The sequence below is a fragment of the Kribbella sp. NPDC050281 genome (genome assembly GCF_040655855.1).
Classification (GTDB): domain Bacteria; phylum Actinomycetota; class Actinomycetes; order Propionibacteriales; family Kribbellaceae; genus Kribbella.
This window is the reverse complement of the sequence record NZ_JBFAKS010000059.1, coordinates 18,744-36,203: the sequence shown is the minus strand read 5'-3', so window position 1 is coordinate 36,203 and position 17,460 is coordinate 18,744. Positions and strand designations below refer to the sequence as shown.

Here is a 17,460-nt window from a genome sequence, read left to right as displayed (position 1 = left end):
CCCTCCGCAGCGGGACGTGTGCCTCTGACTTGCCGTGGGCGGCGTCTCTAGCGTCAGCCAAGAGGCTGAGTGTGGCTTGGCAACCGTCGAGAGGAGGCGCTCGTGACCGCCGGGAGTGTCGACAATCGGGCGGTGGGGTTGTCGTCGATGGAGGCTGCCACGAGGCTGGCGGTCGACGGACCGAATGCACTGCCCGCTCCACGCCGGTCCGGCGCCTGGAGACTGCTGCTCGCTCAGATGACTCATCTGTTCGCCATCATGTTGTGGCTTGCCGCCGTCCTTGCGTTCGTGGCGGGACTGGTGCCGCTGGCCGGCGCGATCGTCACGATCGTCGTCCTGAACGGCGTCTTCGCCTTTGCCCAGGAGTACCGGGCCGATAGGGCCGCCGAGCGCCTTCGGGACCTGCTGCCTGCCCGGATCCGAGTCGTCCGTGATGGGGAGGTCACCAGTGTGGACTCCGCTGACCTCGTGGTCGGGGATCTAGTCCTGCTCGCGGCGGGTGACAAGGTCAGTGCGGATCTTCGGCTGGTGGCGGTCCATTCCCTGGCGGTAGACGAGTCGATGCTGACCGGGGAGTCGGTGCCGGTCCGGCCAGGGCAAGGTACGCCGGTGTTCGCCGGGACCTTCGTGGTCGAGGGTGAGGCGGAGGCGATCGTCAGCGCGACCGGAGCCTCGACCCGATTGGCCGGGATCCAGTCCCTGACCGAGAGCGCTCAGCATCCGGACAGCCCACTGACGATCGAGTTGCACCGGTTGGTCCGCGTGATCGCGGCCATCGCGGTCGCGGTCGGAGTATCGCTGGCGGTGGCGTCGATGCTGCTCGGGTTGGGACTCACTGAGGCATTGCTGTTCGGGGTCGGCGTGATGGTAGCCCTGGTTCCTGAGGGTCTGCTTCCCACGGTGACCTTGTCGCTGGCCCGCGGGGCGCAGTTGATGGCGCGCGGAAATGCGCTGGTACGACGTCTGGACGCGGTGGAGACGCTGGGTGCGACGACGTACGTGTGCACCGACAAGACCGGGACGCTGACGATGAATCAGATGTCCGTCGAGGAGATCTGGACACCGCTGGGGACCGTCACGATGGAAGGCAGCGGGTACAACCCAACAGGCTCTGCCCAGGGCACGCCGGCGGCGGTGGCCGAGGTCATGCGCGCTGCCCGGGCAGCCGTTGCCTGCGTCCGAGGGCACGTCGTCCGGAAGAAGGGCCGCTGGGTTGCCGAAGGTGATCCGATGGAAGTCGCTCTCGATGTCTTGGCCCGGAGGCTCGGTGTGAGGCCGATTGCTCCTGCCGGGATCAGTCATCGGGTCAGTTTCAGCAGCGAGACGAGGTACAGCGCGGTACTTGCTGAAGGCGAGACAATCGTCATCGGCGCGCCGGACGCGCTCCTGCCCTACTGCCAGCTAGATGGTGGACCGGACGCGATTGCCGCGGTCGACGAACTGGCCAGCCGGGGCCACCGGGTGCTGGCGGTGGCGCTGGCACCTACCAATCTGGTGGACGACGGCAGCCTCCGGTTGGCGCCGGATGGCCTCGAGCTGCTGGCCGTGTTCGGTCTGGAGGATCCGCCCCGACCGGATGTGCACGCCGCTCTGGATGCCTGTCGCCGGGCCGGCGTACGGATCGCCATGATCACCGGCGACCACGCTGCCACCGCCGCGGTCATCGCGCGTGAGGTCGGTCTGCTTCGCCCTGGCGGTCTGGTGCTCACCGGGCGGGATCTGCCGGCCGACAACGATCGCCTGGGTAGGTTGCTCGACCGGGACGAGGGTGTGGTGGTGGCCCGGGTAACCCCGGCCGACAAGCTCAGGATCGCCCGGGCACTGCGGGCTCGCGGTCACGTGGTTGCGATGACCGGTGACGGTGTCAACGACGCGCCGGCGTTGCGCGAGGCCGATGTCGGTGTGGCGATGGGCGCCTCGGGCAGCGACGTCGCCCGGGCGGCAGCGGATCTGGTCCTGCTGGACGACCACTTCGCCAGCATCGTGACGGCGATCCGTCTCGGCCGGGCCACCTTCGCCAACGTCCGGCGCTTCCTCACCTATCACCTGACCGACAACGTGGCCGAGCTCGCACCCTTCGCGGTTTGGGCGTTGTCCGGAGGTTCGATCCCGCTCGCGATCGGTGTCCTGCAGGTGCTCGCGCTCGACATCGGGACCGACATGTTGCCGGCTCTGGCGCTGGGCGTCGAACCGGCCGGCAAGCACACATTGGACGGTCCGGCTCGCCACCGCCACATCGTCGACCGTGAGTTGCTGGTCCGGGCCTTCGGCATCCTCGGTCCGACGGAGGCGCTGCTCGCGATGGGCGCCTTTCTCTCGGTTCTGATCGGTACCGGCTGGCGGCTCGGCACTGAACCCTCCGGGGCCGGCCTTGCGATCGCGTCCGGTACGGCGTTCGCGGTGATCGGCCTGGCCCAGCTTGCCAATGCCTTCGCCTGCCGCAGTGAGCGCAGTACGGTCTTCGAGATTCCGCCGACCAGGAACCGGGCGTTGCTGGTGGCCGTGGTCGCTGAGGTCGCGCTGCTGGTTGTCTTCCTCGGCGTTCCTCAGGTCGCGGACCTGCTGGGCGGCGGCTGGCCGTCGTACCAAGGCTGGCTGTACGCCGCCGGTGCGGCGATGGTGCTGATCGCGGTCGACACGATCGCGAAGCTGGTTCGTCGGGCCGCCCGGAGGTCAGCCGCCGCGGCTCGACCACCTGCGTGATTCCCCGGGCCTCAGCAGCCGGGTGCGGCCGAAGCACCGAACTGCGATGGCAGGCCCAGGGCCGGGGTCGACAGTGAGGGTGACCCGACTGGTCGAGACCTTGGCGACGATACGGTGCCCGCGATAGCGAAGGACCATCCTGAGGGTGCCGAGCTTGGCCGGCCAGCGAGGCCCGAACCGGAGGACGTCGTTGGTGCCGCCCAACCCGGTGAAGCAGCGCTGGATGAGATCGATGCTGCCAGCCATCGCGCCGAGGTGGATGCCCTCCGCTGCCGTGCCGGTCTGACTGGGGTCGCCGGCGTCGCTGTGCAAGGCCTGCTCGAGGAATTCGAGCGCACGGTCGGGATCCAGCATCGCCAGGCCCCACGCGTGCACGACCGCGCTGAGTGACGAGCCGTGGCAGGTCCGGGCCAGGTAGTACTCGACCGTGGCGCGCACGGTGGTGGCTGTGAACGGGTACCCGAGTCGTTCCATCAGGTCGTGCAACTCGCGACGAGGCAGCAGGTACAACAGCATCAGGACATCGGCTTGCTTGGAGACCTGGTACGACGTAACGTCGCGGCCCTCGGCTTCCAGGATCCGATCGAGCCGGCGGATGTCGCCGTACGTGGAGCGGTAGTGCTGCCAGTCGAGCTCGGTCAGCTGCTCGTACCCCTCGAACTGGCTGATCACGCCGTCGTGGAAGGGAACGTACATCCTCCGGGTCAGCTCGTCCCAGTGGCTCAGTTCCTCGGAGCGCAGGCCGAGTGTGGCGGTCAGCTCCGCCCGCCGCCAGGCCGGCAGCCGCTGGAGTGCCTTTGCGGCGACTCCGAACAACCAGACGGCCAGCACGTTCGTGTAGGAATTGTTGTCGATCCCGGCGGCGGGCCGACTGGGATAGCCGGTGTGGAACTCGTCCGGCCCGACCACACCCCGGATCACATAGCGGTCGCGACCCTGGTCGTACTCCGCGAGTCCGGCGAAGAACCGGGCCACCTCGATGATGACCTCGGCACCCCGGTCGCCGAGGAACTCCAGATCGCCGGTCATTTCGACGTACTGCCACATGGTGTACGCGATCGCCAGGCCGACGTGACGCTGCCGGAAGGTTGCGTCCTCGGTCCATCGGCCCGACAGCGGGTTGAGATGCAGACGCTGGCTCTCCTCGCGGCCGTCGCTGCCTGATTGCCACGGAAACATCGCCCCGGGGTAGCCGGCCCGCCGTGCTGCCTGCCGGGCGGCCGGGAGCCGTCGATACCGGTAGCGCAGCAGCGAGCGGGTCAGTGCCGGCATCCGCAGAGTCAGCAGCGGGAAGACGAAAAGTTCGTCCCAGAAGATGTGACCGCGGTATGCCTCGCCGTGCAGACCACGGGCAGGTACGCCGGCATCGGTGTCGCCACTGTGCGCGGAGGCCGACTGCAGCAGGTGGAACAGGTTCAGCCGGACAGCGGCCATAGTGCCGTCGAAGGGCTCCTCGAGCTCGATCGAGAAGCGCTGCCAGAGCTGGGACCAGGCGAGTACGTGGGCTTCGCGGAGTTGGTCGAAGCCGGGTGCGTGGGCCAACGCCGTCTGCGTTGCGAGCAGTGGTTCCGAGATGCCGACGTCTCGAGAGCCATGAATCGCCGCGACCTTCTCGGCCGTGACGACATCTCCAGCCTGGACGGGTACGACGAGCTCGGCGTACGCGGAGTCCGAGTCCGTCCGCGTTGTCCAGCCGGCAACCGGCGATCCGTTGTGGGCGGCAACGGTCCGGATGCCGACGGCGACCCGGTGACGCGACTGCGAGGTAGCCGCCGCGACCATGAGGTTGTCATCGTCAACCGTTGGGCTCACTTCGGTCAGATGCCGGCCGGACAACTTCCGGTACCGCTCGACGCCACAGTTGCGCACCGCCCCGTTGACCGCGGATCCGAGCCGGAGGTGGCCGGCCCAGCCCGTCACCGTGATGGCCAGTGTCTGGCCCGCCAGGTGTGGATCGGCCATACTGGCGAAGCGCCGCTCGACGCCGCTGATCTCCCGGCCGAGTGGATCGCGCAGCCGGAAGCGCCGCGTCAGTACGCCTCGCAGCAGGTCAAGTTCCTGGTCGTGTTCGAGGACCTCGCAGGTGTCCGGTGTGATCCAGTCGCCGTCGTTGATGGCGACCGTCAGGGGAAGCCAGTCGGGCAGGTTGACCAGACTCTCGTTCTCTACCAAATGGTCGTCGACGTCGTCGATGAGGCGGTTGTAGTAGCCGGCCAGATAGGTCCCGGGGTAGTGATGATCCGTCGCCGAGGATCCGGCCCAGGCGCCCCGGGTGGCGAAGTACCCGTTGCCGACGGTGCAGAGCGCCTCACGCCGCCGCTCGTCGGACGGCTCGTACCCGCTGAACCGATGGATCCAGTCGTTCATGGCTCATGTCCGCCGATCAGAACGAGCGATCGAGTGAGTGCTGCCACGGGATGCGGCTGGTGCTGGTTTCTGCTGCGGCCGGGTAGCCGATTCGGAGGATCATCTGGGGCCAGGCGCCGCCGATCAGGTCGCGGACCTGCCGGCGCAAGTCCTGGCGCTCCAGCGCCTGATTCAGGAACGACACGACCAGGACCGACGATGTTGCCGCCAGCAACACTCGCTGCAGGGCCAGCCCGGCCCGCACCCAGGCGGCCTCGTCCTCGTTGTCGGTACTCAGCACGGCGATCACCGGCCTCGCTTCGAACGCCGTCTGCTCCCGGCCCTCGATGTGGGATCCGGCGGCGAGATCTCTGACCATCGCCGGTCCGGTGGGGAGCGGACCGAGGGCGGTGGACGGTATGCCGTCGTCCGCCCGTTCGCCGCCGATCCACCGGGAACGTTCGTGCAGGCGGTCCTCGTCGTGCAGGTCAAGGTCGTCGGCCTGCCGCAGTGTCCTGGCGAGCTGACGTATCGAGTCCTCGTCCAGCCGGTGTAGCTCCGCGCCCTCCGCGGTCGCAGCCCTCGACAGCCGGCTGATCACCATCGGCGGGATGGGCAGGTCGCGCATCGGGCCGCGATAGGTGTGTCGACGGCCGATCTCGCGGTACAGGGTGGCCAGCTCAGGCACCGGGCAGAGGGAGTCGGCCAGGAAGATCCTGGCGGCCACGGTCGGCTCGGCGGGGTCGGGTGTGACGGCGAAGGTCGACTCGTGCCCGAGCATCGCGGCCGCCACCCGGAGGTTGAAGGCCGCTGCGCCCAGTCCGATCCGGATCTGCCGTCCGGACGGATCCTCAGCCGGCAGGACGCGGTCCTCGTCGAGGTGTATGTCGATCACCTGACCGGCGACCTCGAACCGCCAGGGCTGGGTGTTGTGCATCGACGGTGCGTGAACTGCCGAGGCCAGTAAGATGCCCACCTCGTCCTGGGTCAACGATGTCGCTCTGCTCATGGTTGTGCTCCTTGGTGCGGGGTCGGCTACAACCGGACCCGTTCGAGGTGATGAGGTGTCACGGCCGTCCAGCCGAGTTCGTCGCCGATCCGGTCCGCGAGGGCATGCCGGGCGTCCTCCTCGCCGTGGACCACGTACACGGCGTCAGGCTCTCGACGCGCGGTCGACAGCCAGTTGACGAGTTCGTCGGCGTCGGCGTGGGCGGAGAACTCGGGCATGTCGGTGACCCGGGCGCGGACGGGGACGTAGCGGCCGTGGATCTTGACCGACCGGGCGCCGTCGAGCAGCTGGCGACCACGGGTGCCGGCAACCTGGTAGCCGGGAAGGAGAACCGTGTTCTTCGTCTGGGGCAGGAGGCGTTCCAGGTGGTACAGGACTCGGCCGCCAGTGGCCATCCCGGAGGCGGAAACGATGATGCAGGGTCTGCCGGGGTTGTTGATCCGCATCGACTCGTCGACCGATTGCACGAGTCGCAGGTCGCCGGGGTCGAAGGGGTCGTCCCCGGTGAGGATCTCCGGTCGTAGCTCGTCGGACTTGTGTTCCACCGCGGTGCGATAGACGTTCAGCGCGGCCAGCGACATCGGGCTGTTCACGTAGATCGGCAGGTGTGGGATCAGGCGCTCTGTGGTCAGTACGGCGAGCTCGTGCAGGATGACGGCGGTGCGGTCGACGGCAAAGGCGGGGATGAGCACCACGCCTCCGCGTTCGACTGTCGATGTGATCAGCCGGGCCAACCGGGCATGGTCGACGGGCAGGTGCAGCCGGTTGCCGTACGTCGACTCGATCACCACCGCGTCGACGTCAGGCAAGGGCTCGGGTGGGAGCAGAAGCGGATGGTTCTGCCGGCCGAGGTCGCCGCTGACCGCCAACCGACGGCCTCCCAGCTCGACGACGGCGAAGGTCGACCCGAGGATGTGGCCGGCCCGGTAGAGGGTGACGGTGCCGCCTCCGGGCAATTCGGACATGCCGGACTCCGGCGTTGGGCGGAAGTGCCGGATCGCCCGCTCGGCATCGGCGCTGTCGAACAGCGGCAACGGCGGATCGTGCCGCGAGTAGCCGCCGGCCCTGGCATGGCCCGCGTCCTCCATCTGCAGGTGTGCGGCGTCGCGGAGCACGATCGCGGCGACCTCGGCGGTCGCCGGCGAGCAGATCACCGGGCCGTGGAAGCCCTGCCGGACCAGGGCCGGCAGGTAGCCGCAGTGGTCGAGATGAGCATGAGTGAGTACGACGGCGTCGAGCGTGTGGGGATCGATCGGGAAGCTGTCCCAGTTCCGGCGCCGCCAGCGTGCCTCGCCCTGGAACAGCCCGCAGTCGATCAGCGTCCGGTGGTTCTGGTACTCGAGCAGGAACTTGCTGCCCGTGACCGTTCCGGCCGCGCCGAGGAATGTCAGCACGGGTGTACTCATCGCAGGCTCCCTTCGGTGCGCCGAGCCGCTTCGCTACTTCAGCTTGGGTCACCGGAGCGCCGCCGTGCTGCGGGCTTCGGTCCTGAGGTGGGGGGGTCCTTCGGCATACCGAGCGGTGACCGCGGCCCCTGACCTGGCGCGGCTCCGCGACCGGACGATGAAGGCAACGGAACGAGGAAAGGACATGACAATGACCACGACTCCGCGTCGGCGTGATGTGCCGGCTCCTGTGATGGAGCCTGATGGTGATCGGTATCCGGTCATCACTACTGCGGCGGGCCGTGCGCTCGCGGTGCTGCGGATTGCTTTCGGCCTGACGTTCTTGTGGGCTTTTGTGGACAAGTTATTCGGGTTCGGTTATGCGACTGCGGAGGGCAAGGGCTGGGTCGATGGTGGCGATCCGACGGCCGGGTTCCTGGGGAAAGGCACGAGCGGCCCGTTCGCGGACTTCTATCAGTCGCTGGTGGGTGATTGGTGGGTTAGTCCGTTGTTCATGGTTGCTCTCGCAGCTATTGGTGTGGCGCTGACGTTGGGGATCGGGATGCGGATCGCCGCGGTGGCGGGGGGTCTGCTGTATGTGTTGATGTGGACCGCGAACCTGCCGCCGGAGAACAACCCGGTGCTGGACGAGCACATTCTCGGTGCGATCACGCTGGTGGTTCTGGCTCTGGTTGCTGCTGGCAACGTGTGGGGCTTGGGCAAGCAGTGGGGACGTCTCGACATCGTCCACCGCTACCCCTGGCTGCGGTGATGTCGTGAAGCGCTTGGTCATCTTGGGTGCTGGAACCGCGGGCACGATGGCGGCGAACAAGCTCCGCCGCCATCTGGCCATGGACGAATGGCAGATCACCGTCCTCGACCGTGACGATGTCCACCTGTACCAGCCCGGCCTGTTGTTCCTCCCGTTCGGGCGCTATCGGCCCGAGCAACTGCGGAAGCCCCGGCGGCGTCTCCTGCGCCCCGGAATCCGGCTCCAGCTCGCCGAGGTCGACCGGATCGACCCCGTGGCCAAGGTCGTCAAGCTCACCGATGGTGACGCGCTCGGCTACGACTACCTGGTGATCGCCAGCGGTACCTCGCCACGGCCGGACCAGACACCTGGCATGCTGGGCACCGAGTGGCGCCGCAGCATCTTCGATTTCTACAGCTACGACGGTGCGGCCGCCCTGGCCGGCGGGCTGGAGTCGTTCCGCGGCGGCCGCTTGGTGGTGCACATCGTCGATCAGCCGATCAAGTGCCCGGTCGCACCACTGGAGTTCACCTTCCTGGCCGAAGCCTGGTTCCGTGAGCACGGAACACGCGACCAGGTGGAGATCGTCTACGTGACGCCGCTGTCCGACGCCTTCACCAAGCCGATCGCCGCCGAGCGGCTCGGCGGGATGCTCGAGGATCGCAAGATCACGCTGGAGACCGACTTCCTGGTCGAGCGGATCGACCCCGAGCGCAAAGTGCTGGTGTCGTACGACGAGCGCGAGATCCCGTTCGATCTCCTCGTCACGGTCCCGCTGAACATGGGCGCAGACTTCGTCGCCCGGTCCGGTCTCGGTGACGAGCTGAACTACGTCCCGGTCGATCGCCGCACCATGCAGTCGACGGCGTACCCGGACATCTTCGCGATCGGCGACGCCAACGACCTGCCGACGTCGAAAGCCGGGTCGGTGGCACACTTCTCGGTCGAGGTGTTCACCGAGAACTTCCGCGAGTACGTCGAGGGTACGGCGATGACCGCGCGGTTCGACGGGCACGCCAACTGCTTCGTCGAGTCCGGAGACGGCAAGGGCCTGCTGATCGACTTCAACTACGACACCGAGCCGTTGCCCGGCGAGTACCCACTGCCGCGAGTCGGCCCGTTCACCCTCCTGCGGGAGACCGCCCGCAATCACTGGGGCAAGTTGGCGTTCCGGTGGATCTATTGGCACCTGCTGTTGCCCGGCCGCCGGCTACCGCTGCCGAGCAACATGTCCATGACCGGCAAACATCGACCCGACAAGGAGAACTGATCATGCCTGTCCTCACCATCGGCTCCGCCGACATCCACGTCGACGCCGAGGGATTCCTGACCGAGTACGGCGAATGGAACGAACCGCTCGCGGAACAGTTGGCCGCCCAGATCGGTATCGAGCTGACCGACGAGCACTGGAAGGCGATCAGGTTCCTCCGCTCGGACTTCCCCTCGCACGGCGAGACGGCGACGCTGCGGCGGGTGTCCACACTGGCCGGCATCCCGATCAAGCAACTGTTCGTCCTGTTCCCGGTCAAGCCGGCCAAGAAGATGGCGTACGTCGCCGGCCTGCCCAAACCGCGTGGTTGTGTGTGAAGGAGATCGTCATGACCGAGACACTGGCTGTCGTACCCGACTTCGGTGACCAGGCCGAGGGCCGCAAGCTGGCCATCATCTGCTCCAAGGGCAACCTGGACATGGCCTACCCGGGCCTGATCCTGGCGAATGCGGCCCTTGGCGAGGGCGTGGAGACGCATCTGTTCTTCACGTTCTGGGGCTTCGACATGATCACCAAGTCGCGGATGCACGAGCTGAAGTTCACGATGCTGGGCAACACCGCGACCCATATGCCACAGGGACTCGGCGGCCTGCCGGGAATGACCGCGCTGGCCACCCGCCAGATGAAGAAGCAGATCGAGGAGGTCGGCGTCCCCGACGTACCGGAGTTCCTCGAGCAGATCGTCGCCTCGGGCGGTCACCTGTGGGCCTGCCGGATGTCGGCGGACATGATGCAGCTCGACGAGTCCGATCTGTACGACGAGGTCGAAGGCATTATCAGCGCAGCCGACTTCATCGAAAAGACCGAAGGCGCTCAGTTGCTCTTCATCTGACGTCTGATGAATCAGCCCGGGATCGCCTGGCCCTGGCAGCGCGGGTACGACGACTCGTTGCGCTTCGTCGAGTCGCTGCGCGAGATCCTCGCGGCCCATCCGAGCGAGTGAAGAACGGAGAAGGCGATGAGGCATTTGCTGACAGTCTCGGACGTGATGACGACTGACGTGATCACGGTGGCCGAGGACACGCCGTACAAGACGCTCGTGGCTTTGATGGCCGAGCACCACATCAGCGCGCTGCCGGTGATCAACCGGTACGGCGGCGTCGGCGGCGTGGTCTCGGAGACGGACCTGCTCCGCAAGGAGGAGTTCCAGCGCTCGCCGTCGTCGCCGTGGGCACTGCGCTGGTGGCATCGCCGGGCTCGTGCCAAGGCTGCCGGCCTGCGGGCGAGGGATGTGATGACAGGCCCGGCGGTGACGATCGAGCAAGGCTCGACGATCCCCGAGGCGGCCAAGCTGATGGCCGCACGCGGAATCACCAGACTGATCGTCACCGACGGCGAGGTCCTGACGGGCATCGTGACGCGATCGGACTTGCTGACGGCCTTCCTGGTACCGGACGAGCGGATTCTCCAGCGGGTGCGGCGCGATATCGTCGAGCACGCGTTGTGGGAGGACCCGTCCGGGGTCGAGGTGACGGTCGATGACGGGGTCGTTACCCTGACCGGCCAGCTCGACCACCGCAGCATGGTTGCGATCGCAGAGAAGCTGACGCGTGAGGTCGACGGAGTGGTCGGCGTCGTCAACCAGCTCACGTGGGCCTTCGACGACACTGTGCCCGCGCCGGGCACGGGCGCCCGCTACGCGTGACCTCGCGGCGGCGTCACGCGACCTGTTGTGCGCCCTGATCGAAGGAGGACTTGATGACTCAGCAAGGGCCGTTGCCCCGGGCCACCGCGTTCGCCGCGGTGGTGCGGTGCGTTGTGGCCAGCGGGAAGCTGCTGGTGCAGCGTCGCATACATCAGCCACGTGAGCACGTCGGCCGGCGTTTGTGGTTCGCGGACGGAACTCGCGGCCGGGTCTACCGGGAAACCGTGGTCGATCGGCCGCCGGCCGCCGACCCGTGCGTTCTGGTGGTGGCCTTCCTGTTGCGCGGTGTGCATGGTCGTGGGCACACGCTGTTTCGGTGGGAGTCTTGGCTGAACCTCCCGCTGTTCGTCGGCTTCGAGGGATTCGTCTCGAAGCTGTGGCTGGCTCACGACGACCACGGCTTCTATCGAGGCGTCTACGAGTGGGACGGGCCTGAGGCAGCGGAGGCGTACGCTCGTGCGCTGTGGCGAGTACTCGAGCTGGTGAGCGTGACTGGCTGCGTCCGCTACCGCGTGATTCCAGACCTGCGGTGCGAGGACCTGCTGGCTGACGCTCACATTCTGGATCCGATCGAACCTACCGGTGAGAGGTCCTGGTGGCGGTTGGTCGACGCGGCCTGACCGAGCCGGTGGATGTTCTGGTCGTCGGTGCTGGGCCGACCGGACTGGCCGCGGCTCTTCAGGCCCACGGCCACGGTGCCACAGTGCGGGTGGTGGAACGCCGGACGGAGGTCTTCCGGCCGTCGCGCGCGATGATCATGCACCCGCGCACGCTGGAATGTCTGCGGCCGCTCGGCGTGACCGACGCACTGCTTGACAGGGCAGACATCTCGCCCCGCGCGGAGGTGCATCTGGGGCGCAGACGGGTCAGCGTCCAGCTGTCCGAACTGGCCTTGCCCGACACCGCGTTCCCACATCTGACCCTGGTGCGGCAGATGGATGTCGAAACCGTCCTGGCACAGGCGCTGACCCATCGAGGCGTCACGGTCGAGCGCGGGGTGGAGCTGGCGGACATCGCGACCGCGGAGGGCGTCGTAAGGGCCGCACTGCGGTCGAGTTCCGGAATTGAGGAGGCACCCTGCCGGTTCGTCGTCGGTTGTGATGGGGCCACGAGCACTGTGCGTTCCCTTGCCGGGATCGGCTGGCGAGGTGCTTCGTACCGGCAGGAGGTCGTGCTGGCCGATGTGGAGCTCGGTGGCGAGCTGACCCCGAATGCCCTGCATGTCGCCGCCGGCCGCACCGGGTTGCTGTTCCTGTTCGCGCTCGGCGAGGGCGCGACCTGGCGCGTGCTCGCGACCCGGCCGGTTGGAGGGCCTGTCGAGAACGGCTTCGGGCAACCCGGCGAAGGTGTTCCGGCAGCGGAGATCCAGCAGTTGCTCGATCAATCGGGTCTCGGCGTCGCCGTACAAGAGTTGCGGTGGTCGGCCAAGGTGCCCCTGCAGCACCGGCTCGCCGCGACGTATCGGTACCGGCACCTGTTCCTCGCGGGGGATGCCGCCCACACGCACTCCCCGGCCGGGGCGCAGGGGATGAACACCGGCATCCAGGACGCGATCAACCTCGGCTGGAAGTTGGCCTACGCAGCGGGCGACGTGAGCGCCTACGGCGACCTGCTCGACTCCTATGACCAGGAACGCCGGCCGGTCGCACGCCGGGTGCTCGCGATGACGCACGCGATCTTCTTCGCCGAGGCGTCGACACATCCGCTTCCTGCCCTGCTGCGCGGCACCTTGGCACCTCTGCTGGCACCGGCCGCGCCACTGCTGCTGCGGCATGAGCAGTTCTTGGCCGAGACGATCCGCACGCTTTCCCAGCTCCGGGTGAACCACCGCTCCAGCGTGCTCTCGCAAGACGGCACGCCGTCGTCCGGCCAAAACCTCAGGTCAGGCGATCGATTGCCAGACGCAACAGTGATTTGCGACGGTGGAGCGGTTCGGTTGCACGAGCTCACCGCGGCACCCGGCATACATCTCCTGCTGTCCGGCGACGTGGACCTGGTCGACTCTCCGGGCCCGCGAGTTCACGTCCATCGCCTGACCGGTGGACCAGGACCCGAAGTCCTCGCCGTCCGTCCGGACGGCTATATCGGTTATCGCTCGGGCCCGAAAGGCGCTGCGAAGCTCAATGCGTGGCTGCACCTCGTCGGAGCCCGCTGACCTTCCAGCGAGGCTCCGGGCTGAACCGAGGGCGGCTATCAGGCCCGATCCTGACTCATTGCCGACTCGCAGCTACGCGATCGGTGCCGAGGTCAGCTGCTGCCGCCTGCTCCTGGCGCGCCGGGCCTGACGTGCTCGGCGAAGAACGCCAGGACTCGCTGCCAGGAATCCGATGCCGCGGCGGCATCGTAGTTGCGCCATTGGTCGTTGAAGAAGGAGTGCTTCGCACCTGGATAGACCTTCAGATCGTGCGGCACACCGGCCGCCGTCAGGTGCGTCTGCAGGATCCTGGCGGCCTTGGTGGTGAAATCCCTGCCGGGCCATGATCCAACGACCGGACACAGGCGACGGATTGCCTCCCGCGGCCTGGGTGCGGCGCCGTAGAACGGCGCGATCGCACAGAGCCGGTCATCGCTACAAGCCCAGGTCAACACGATGGAGCCGCCCAGGCAGAAGCCGATGGCGCCGGTCCGGTCGGCATCGACGTCGGGATGGTTGCCCAGTCGAGTGAGTGCGTCCTTGAGGGCCGGCACGCCGTAGTGGTCGAGATTGCCGGCGATCGCGCCTGCGAACATCCGCGCCATGCACACGACGCGACTGCGGCCCTCGAACAGGTCGATGCCCAGCGCGGCATACCCCTCAGCCGCGAACCGCCGGCAGACGTCGCGGATGTTGTCGTTGAGTCCGAAGGCCTCATGGATGACCACCACCCCGGGATACGGTCCCGGCCCGTCGGGAAGAGCCAGCCAGGCCGCGTCGAGCGTTTCCGTCCTCATCGCTCCAGTGTGCTCCGCATCACGGCTCGACGGGGTGGCACTCGTAGCGCTCGACAAGCTTGAACGGTTGGCGGTCGATCGAGGCCTCGTTGCGCCAGATGATGGTGTGCGCGTCGGCGATGTGCCAGAACAACCGGATCCGGACAGGCGGGGTGCCGATGCTCTCGAAGGTGAGCAGATCACCGTCGATCCACCCGCGCAGGATCTCGGTGTGTCCATAGTTGTCGGCCACCGTTGCGCGGTACTCCTGTGCGGTCGGGTCCCAGCCGGCGACCCAGTGCAGATGCCAGCGGAGGACGAACGTGCCGTCGGTGAGGAACTGGTCCTGCTGGTAGTTGCCGACGATCCACAGGCCGTCCTGGATCAGCTCGTGCCGTCCTTCACCGACAGCCGTCATCCGAGGACTGCCCGGTCCCATTCCGCCCGGCTGGATCGTCCCGCTCCACGTGATGTCACGGTGGAAGCGGGCGAGATCTCGCATCTCGGCGCCGGCCTCGAGTGGTCGTGGTACGGCGGTGATGTCAGTACTCATGGTCATCTCCTGAAGCTTGCGTCAGCGCACCACCGCGACCGGGCATGGTGGGTGGTGCACGAGGGCTCGGCTGGTCGAACCGAGCAGAAGGCCACGGAACGCGCCCCGGCCCCGGGACCCGACCACGAGTAGCTCGGCGGCCTTGCCTGCGGCGATCAGTACGTCGCGGGCGATGCCGCGGACGAGCTCCTCGCGCACCAGCACGTCTGGGAACTTGTCCCGGTGACCGGCGATCGATTCGGCCAGGAGCGCCGCGCTCTCCTCCTCGAGAGCGTCGACGTCGTAGATGTACAGCAGCGGATCCTTCGGACCGGTGCTCACCGGGTCATGCCAGGCCATCACCGCCGTCAACGTCGCCTGCCGTGCCTGCGCCCGCTCGAAGGCGAACTCGATGGCTTCCAGCGAGCATTTCGATCCGTCGACTCCGACGACGATCTCGCCGGTCCGCCGGCCGGTCTGCCACTGTGGTGGAACGACCACGACGGGACAGGTCGCGTGTGTCGCCACGTGCGCGGATACCGATCCCATCGCCAGATCCCGGAACGCGCCGAGCCCGCGTGAGCCGACCACGACCAGCACGGCGCTGGTTGCTTCCCGCAACAAAGCCTGCGCGGCGCCGGCGAAGGTCACGACGGCGTCGACGGAGAGCTGCGGATGTGTCCCGCGGATCCGCTGGGCGAGCTCGGCCACCAGGTGTTCGGCCGCATCACGCAGCAGATCGGTCGGCAGCGGTATGGACGGGATCCCCAGCGGAGCGTTGCTCAGCGGCAAGGGCACCGCGTAGGTCACCCGGAGGTTCGCGTGCCGGCGCTCAGCCTCGGCCGCCGCCCACCAGACCGCGGTCTCGCTGGCCGGCGAACCGTCGTACCCGGCGACGATGCTGGGCGTCATGATCGGACGCCTTCGACCTTGCCCGCGTCGTACTGTCCGATCGCGCTCGTCGCCGCCGTCCGGAAAACGATGTCGCCGTGGTGGACGGTGAAGTTCACCGGTACGACGGTCAGCCGTCTGGCGGACGCGAACGCGATCCTGCCGATGCCGCCGGATTTGATCGGGTGCAGGCTCTCCTGCTCCCGCATCTCATCGACAATCAGGTGCAGCGCGGTGCGGCGGTGATCATGGGGGCGAGTGGAGTCCGCGCCAAGGAGACCGGAGATGGTGGTGTCGAGTGCGTCGGCGAGACGGATCAGGGCGTCCGTGGTCAGGGCGACTGGAGCGTGCTCGACGTGGGCAAGGTAGCCGGTGTCCATCCGGGCCCGCGCGGCGACCTCTTCCCGGGTAAGACCCAGCACTCCACGGCGGCGGCGGACGCGCCCGGCGAGATCTCCGCCGCTCGGCTGATCGGTCGCTGCCATCATCGCTCCTCCAGTCCAAGCCTTGTGTAATCAGCACACATCGGCCACTGTCCGCCCGAGCACGGGTGCCGTGAGTTGTACCGTGTCCATGAAATCCCCCGCCGTGATGTCTGGATCAGTTGCTGTGGGTTTGCTTCATCTGTTCAGGGGTGAGGATGTGGGCCCCGGTGCTCGGGATGACCAGGGTTTCGGTCTCGGTGTCGTCCCAGCGGACGAGGTACGGCGGAGAGCCGTCAGGACCGTGCACTTCCAGGATCAGTCCGTGCCGTTTGCGGTCGCTGAGGTGGGTGCCCTCGATCATCAGCCAATCACCCGGTGCTGCCTTCATCGTCCCGCTCCCTCCGATTGACAGCCCGCCATCGGGCCCAAACCCAGCACAGCACCGGCTGAGCGTGTCGAGCAGGGACCAAGTTCCCTCCGTCAAGGTCCGAATGGCCCCATGTCACGCGCCTGCGCGACGAGGACCTGCGGCCTCGATGGCGCATTCGGCTCCGCAGGACGGGACCGTCGGCCCTGCTGCGAAGGCAGGTCGGGAGGCGAGGGTATACGTATGGAAGCTGTCGAGACCGTTGCTGCCGAAGCAGGTCCGACTGCTGCGCAGGCGCTGGTCGCGTCGCAGCTCGGCAAGCGGTTCGGGGACCGGATCGCGGTCGAGAATGTCAGCTTCGAGATCGCGGCGGGGGAGACGTACGGGCTGCTTGGGCCGAACGGCGCCGGCAAGACGACGACGATCCGCCTGGTCTGTGGCCTGCTACGACCGGACGCCGGTGAGGTCGTAATCGCGGGCCGCCGCGTCAGCACGACGGACACCTCGGCGAAGCGGTACGTCGGTTATGTGCCGCAGGAGATCGCGCTCTACCCCGATCTTACCGCGCGGGAGAACCTGCGCTTCTTCGGGCGCCTCTACGGACTGCACGGCAAGGCGCTGAACCACAGGGTCGGCAAGGTCCTGGAGTTGGTCGGCTTGTCAGAGCGAGGGCGCGATCGGGTCGAGTCGTTCTCGGGCGGGATGAAGCGGCGGCTCAACATCGGCGCCGGGCTGCTCCACGAGCCAACCTTGCTGGTCCTGGACGAGCCGACCGTAGGTGTGGATCCGCAGAGCCGGCACGCCGTGATGGAGAGTGTCCGGTCCTTCGGCGCCGCCGGGATGGCGGTGCTCTACACCACGCACTACATGGAAGAGGCCGAGCGGTTGTGCGATCGGGTCGGCATCATCGACCACGGCCATCTGGTTGCCGAGGGCACCCGTCGTGAGCTGGTGGCGAAGCTGGGCGAGCACGACCGCATCCAGCTCTCCGCCACTGGCGACCTCGGCGTCCTGGCAGATCGCTGCCGCATCCTGGAAGGGATCGACGGTGCGGATGTGAAGGACGGCCAGGTGCAGCTGCTCGCCCGCGACGGGCGCCGCGTGCTGCCCGCGGTCCTCGACGCTGCCGAGCGGATCGGTACGCCGGTCCGATCGGTCGAGGTGGCCGAGCCCGACCTGGAGGCGGTGTTCCTGCACCTGACCGGCACCGCCCTGCGGGAGTGATC

17 protein-coding genes are annotated in these 17,460 nt (G+C 67.6%); 9 read left to right on the top strand and 8 right to left on the bottom strand.

Features of this window, described 5'->3' with window-relative positions; translation table 11 throughout:
• The first annotated feature begins 102 nt into the window (after nucleotides 1-102).
• A complete protein-coding gene (locus tag AB0I34_RS40640) occupies nucleotides 103-2,703 on the top strand; it encodes a cation-transporting P-type ATPase (protein ID WP_360456814.1) in 2,601 nt (866 codons plus the stop codon).
• On the opposite strand, the gene AB0I34_RS40635 is transcribed toward AB0I34_RS40640, so the two are convergent.
• From AB0I34_RS40635 to AB0I34_RS40625, 3 genes are read right to left on the bottom strand one after another with little or no spacing between them, the layout of a single operon-like run.
• A complete protein-coding gene (locus AB0I34_RS40635) occupies nucleotides 2,674-5,070 on the bottom strand; it encodes a glycosyl hydrolase family 65 protein (protein WP_360456811.1) in 2,397 nt (798 codons plus the stop codon). The two genes, AB0I34_RS40640 and AB0I34_RS40635, sit on opposite strands and share 30 nt — an antisense overlap.
• 16 nt (nucleotides 5,071-5,086) lie before the next feature.
• Nucleotides 5,087-6,058 carry a hypothetical protein gene (locus tag AB0I34_RS40630; protein ID WP_360456809.1) on the bottom strand — a complete coding sequence of 324 codons (972 nt, stop codon included), beginning with the start codon at nucleotides 6,056-6,058 and terminating at the stop codon, nucleotides 5,087-5,089.
• A gap of 26 nt (nucleotides 6,059-6,084) precedes the next feature.
• Nucleotides 6,085-7,464, bottom strand: coding sequence for an MBL fold metallo-hydrolase (locus AB0I34_RS40625; RefSeq protein ID WP_360456806.1), 1,380 nt, complete (start codon nucleotides 7,462-7,464; stop codon nucleotides 6,085-6,087).
• 190 nt (nucleotides 7,465-7,654) lie between these two features.
• Between AB0I34_RS40625 and AB0I34_RS40620 the strand changes: the two genes are divergently transcribed.
• The 7 genes from AB0I34_RS40620 to AB0I34_RS40590 all read left to right on the top strand — a co-directional run bounded on the left by AB0I34_RS40620 (nucleotide 7,655) and on the right by AB0I34_RS40590 (nucleotide 13,264).
• Nucleotides 7,655-8,215, top strand: coding sequence for a hypothetical protein (locus AB0I34_RS40620; protein WP_360456804.1), 561 nt, complete (start codon nucleotides 7,655-7,657; stop codon nucleotides 8,213-8,215).
• A 4-nt stretch (nucleotides 8,216-8,219) separates the two neighbouring features.
• The gene (locus tag AB0I34_RS40615) at nucleotides 8,220-9,464 is read left to right on the top strand and encodes an FAD/NAD(P)-binding oxidoreductase (RefSeq protein ID WP_360456801.1); all 1,245 of its coding nucleotides are present in this window, start codon (nucleotides 8,220-8,222) and stop codon (nucleotides 9,462-9,464) included.
• A gap of 2 nt (nucleotides 9,465-9,466) precedes the next feature.
• Nucleotides 9,467-9,781: a TusE/DsrC/DsvC family sulfur relay protein gene (locus AB0I34_RS40610; RefSeq protein WP_360456798.1), complete on the top strand. Its 315-nt coding sequence runs from the start codon at nucleotides 9,467-9,469 to the stop codon at nucleotides 9,779-9,781.
• Between the two features lie 11 nt (nucleotides 9,782-9,792).
• Nucleotides 9,793-10,296, top strand: coding sequence for a DsrE/DsrF/DrsH-like family protein (locus tag AB0I34_RS40605; RefSeq protein WP_360456795.1), 504 nt, complete (start codon nucleotides 9,793-9,795; stop codon nucleotides 10,294-10,296).
• A 156-nt stretch (nucleotides 10,297-10,452) separates the two neighbouring features.
• Complete coding sequence (locus tag AB0I34_RS40600) at nucleotides 10,453-11,109, top strand: CBS domain-containing protein (protein WP_360456792.1); 657 nt, start codon at nucleotides 10,453-10,455, stop codon at nucleotides 11,107-11,109.
• Nucleotides 11,110-11,162: 53 nt separating this feature from the next.
• Nucleotides 11,163-11,729, top strand: coding sequence for a hypothetical protein (locus AB0I34_RS40595; RefSeq protein ID WP_360456790.1), 567 nt, complete (start codon nucleotides 11,163-11,165; stop codon nucleotides 11,727-11,729).
• Nucleotides 11,705-13,264 (top strand): FAD-dependent monooxygenase, encoded by a 1,560-nt coding sequence (locus AB0I34_RS40590; RefSeq protein WP_360456788.1) that lies wholly within the window; start codon nucleotides 11,705-11,707, stop codon nucleotides 13,262-13,264. Before AB0I34_RS40595 ends, AB0I34_RS40590 begins: the two co-directional genes overlap by 25 nt.
• 92 nt (nucleotides 13,265-13,356) lie before the next feature.
• On the opposite strand, the gene AB0I34_RS40585 is transcribed toward AB0I34_RS40590, so the two are convergent.
• The 5 genes from AB0I34_RS40585 to AB0I34_RS40565 all read right to left on the bottom strand — a co-directional run bounded on the left by AB0I34_RS40585 (nucleotide 13,357) and on the right by AB0I34_RS40565 (nucleotide 16,255).
• Nucleotides 13,357-14,040, bottom strand: coding sequence for a dienelactone hydrolase family protein (locus tag AB0I34_RS40585; RefSeq protein ID WP_360456785.1), 684 nt, complete (start codon nucleotides 14,038-14,040; stop codon nucleotides 13,357-13,359).
• 19 nt (nucleotides 14,041-14,059) lie between these two features.
• Nucleotides 14,060-14,572 (bottom strand): DUF1579 family protein, encoded by a 513-nt coding sequence (locus AB0I34_RS40580; protein WP_360456782.1) that lies wholly within the window; start codon nucleotides 14,570-14,572, stop codon nucleotides 14,060-14,062.
• A 21-nt stretch (nucleotides 14,573-14,593) separates the two neighbouring features.
• Nucleotides 14,594-15,463, bottom strand: coding sequence for a universal stress protein (locus AB0I34_RS40575; protein ID WP_360456779.1), 870 nt, complete (start codon nucleotides 15,461-15,463; stop codon nucleotides 14,594-14,596).
• A complete protein-coding gene (locus AB0I34_RS40570; protein WP_360456776.1) occupies nucleotides 15,460-15,927 on the bottom strand; it encodes a pyridoxamine 5'-phosphate oxidase family protein in 468 nt (155 codons plus the stop codon). Before AB0I34_RS40570 ends, AB0I34_RS40575 begins: the two co-directional genes overlap by 4 nt.
• A gap of 115 nt (nucleotides 15,928-16,042) precedes the next feature.
• On the bottom strand, nucleotides 16,043-16,255 hold the full coding sequence (locus tag AB0I34_RS40565; protein ID WP_360456774.1) for a DUF1918 domain-containing protein: 213 nt from the start codon (nucleotides 16,253-16,255) through the stop codon (nucleotides 16,043-16,045).
• A 222-nt stretch (nucleotides 16,256-16,477) separates the two neighbouring features.
• Between AB0I34_RS40565 and AB0I34_RS40560 the strand changes: the two genes are divergently transcribed.
• Nucleotides 16,478-17,458 (top strand): ABC transporter ATP-binding protein, encoded by a 981-nt coding sequence (locus AB0I34_RS40560; protein WP_360456771.1) that lies wholly within the window; start codon nucleotides 16,478-16,480, stop codon nucleotides 17,456-17,458.
• The last annotated feature ends 2 nt before the right edge of the window (nucleotides 17,459-17,460 follow it).

What these genes read in the sequence shown, in the direction of transcription:
- AB0I34_RS40635 (WP_360456811.1), bottom strand. Translation starts at nt 5,070, where the DNA reads ATGAACGACTGGATCCATCGGTTCAGCGGGTACGAGCCGTCCGACGAG.
- AB0I34_RS40630 (WP_360456809.1), bottom strand. Translation starts at nt 6,058, where the DNA reads ATGAGCAGAGCGACATCGTTGACCCAGGACGAGGTGGGCATCTTACTG.
- AB0I34_RS40625 (WP_360456806.1), bottom strand. Translation starts at nt 7,464, where the DNA reads ATGAGTACACCCGTGCTGACATTCCTCGGCGCGGCCGGAACGGTCACG.
- AB0I34_RS40620 (WP_360456804.1), top strand. Translation starts at nt 7,655, where the DNA reads ATGACCACGACTCCGCGTCGGCGTGATGTGCCGGCTCCTGTGATGGAG.
- AB0I34_RS40610 (WP_360456798.1), top strand. Translation starts at nt 9,467, where the DNA reads ATGCCTGTCCTCACCATCGGCTCCGCCGACATCCACGTCGACGCCGAG.
- AB0I34_RS40605 (WP_360456795.1), top strand. Translation starts at nt 9,793, where the DNA reads ATGACCGAGACACTGGCTGTCGTACCCGACTTCGGTGACCAGGCCGAG.
- AB0I34_RS40600 (WP_360456792.1), top strand. Translation starts at nt 10,453, where the DNA reads ATGACGACTGACGTGATCACGGTGGCCGAGGACACGCCGTACAAGACG.
- AB0I34_RS40595 (WP_360456790.1), top strand. Translation starts at nt 11,163, where the DNA reads ATGACTCAGCAAGGGCCGTTGCCCCGGGCCACCGCGTTCGCCGCGGTG.
- AB0I34_RS40585 (WP_360456785.1), bottom strand. Translation starts at nt 14,040, where the DNA reads ATGAGGACGGAAACGCTCGACGCGGCCTGGCTGGCTCTTCCCGACGGG.
- AB0I34_RS40580 (WP_360456782.1), bottom strand. Translation starts at nt 14,572, where the DNA reads ATGAGTACTGACATCACCGCCGTACCACGACCACTCGAGGCCGGCGCC.
- AB0I34_RS40575 (WP_360456779.1), bottom strand. Translation starts at nt 15,463, where the DNA reads ATGACGCCCAGCATCGTCGCCGGGTACGACGGTTCGCCGGCCAGCGAG.
- AB0I34_RS40570 (WP_360456776.1), bottom strand. Translation starts at nt 15,927, where the DNA reads ATGGCAGCGACCGATCAGCCGAGCGGCGGAGATCTCGCCGGGCGCGTC.
- AB0I34_RS40565 (WP_360456774.1), bottom strand. Translation starts at nt 16,255, where the DNA reads ATGAAGGCAGCACCGGGTGATTGGCTGATGATCGAGGGCACCCACCTC.
- AB0I34_RS40560 (WP_360456771.1), top strand. Translation starts at nt 16,478, where the DNA reads ATGGAAGCTGTCGAGACCGTTGCTGCCGAAGCAGGTCCGACTGCTGCG.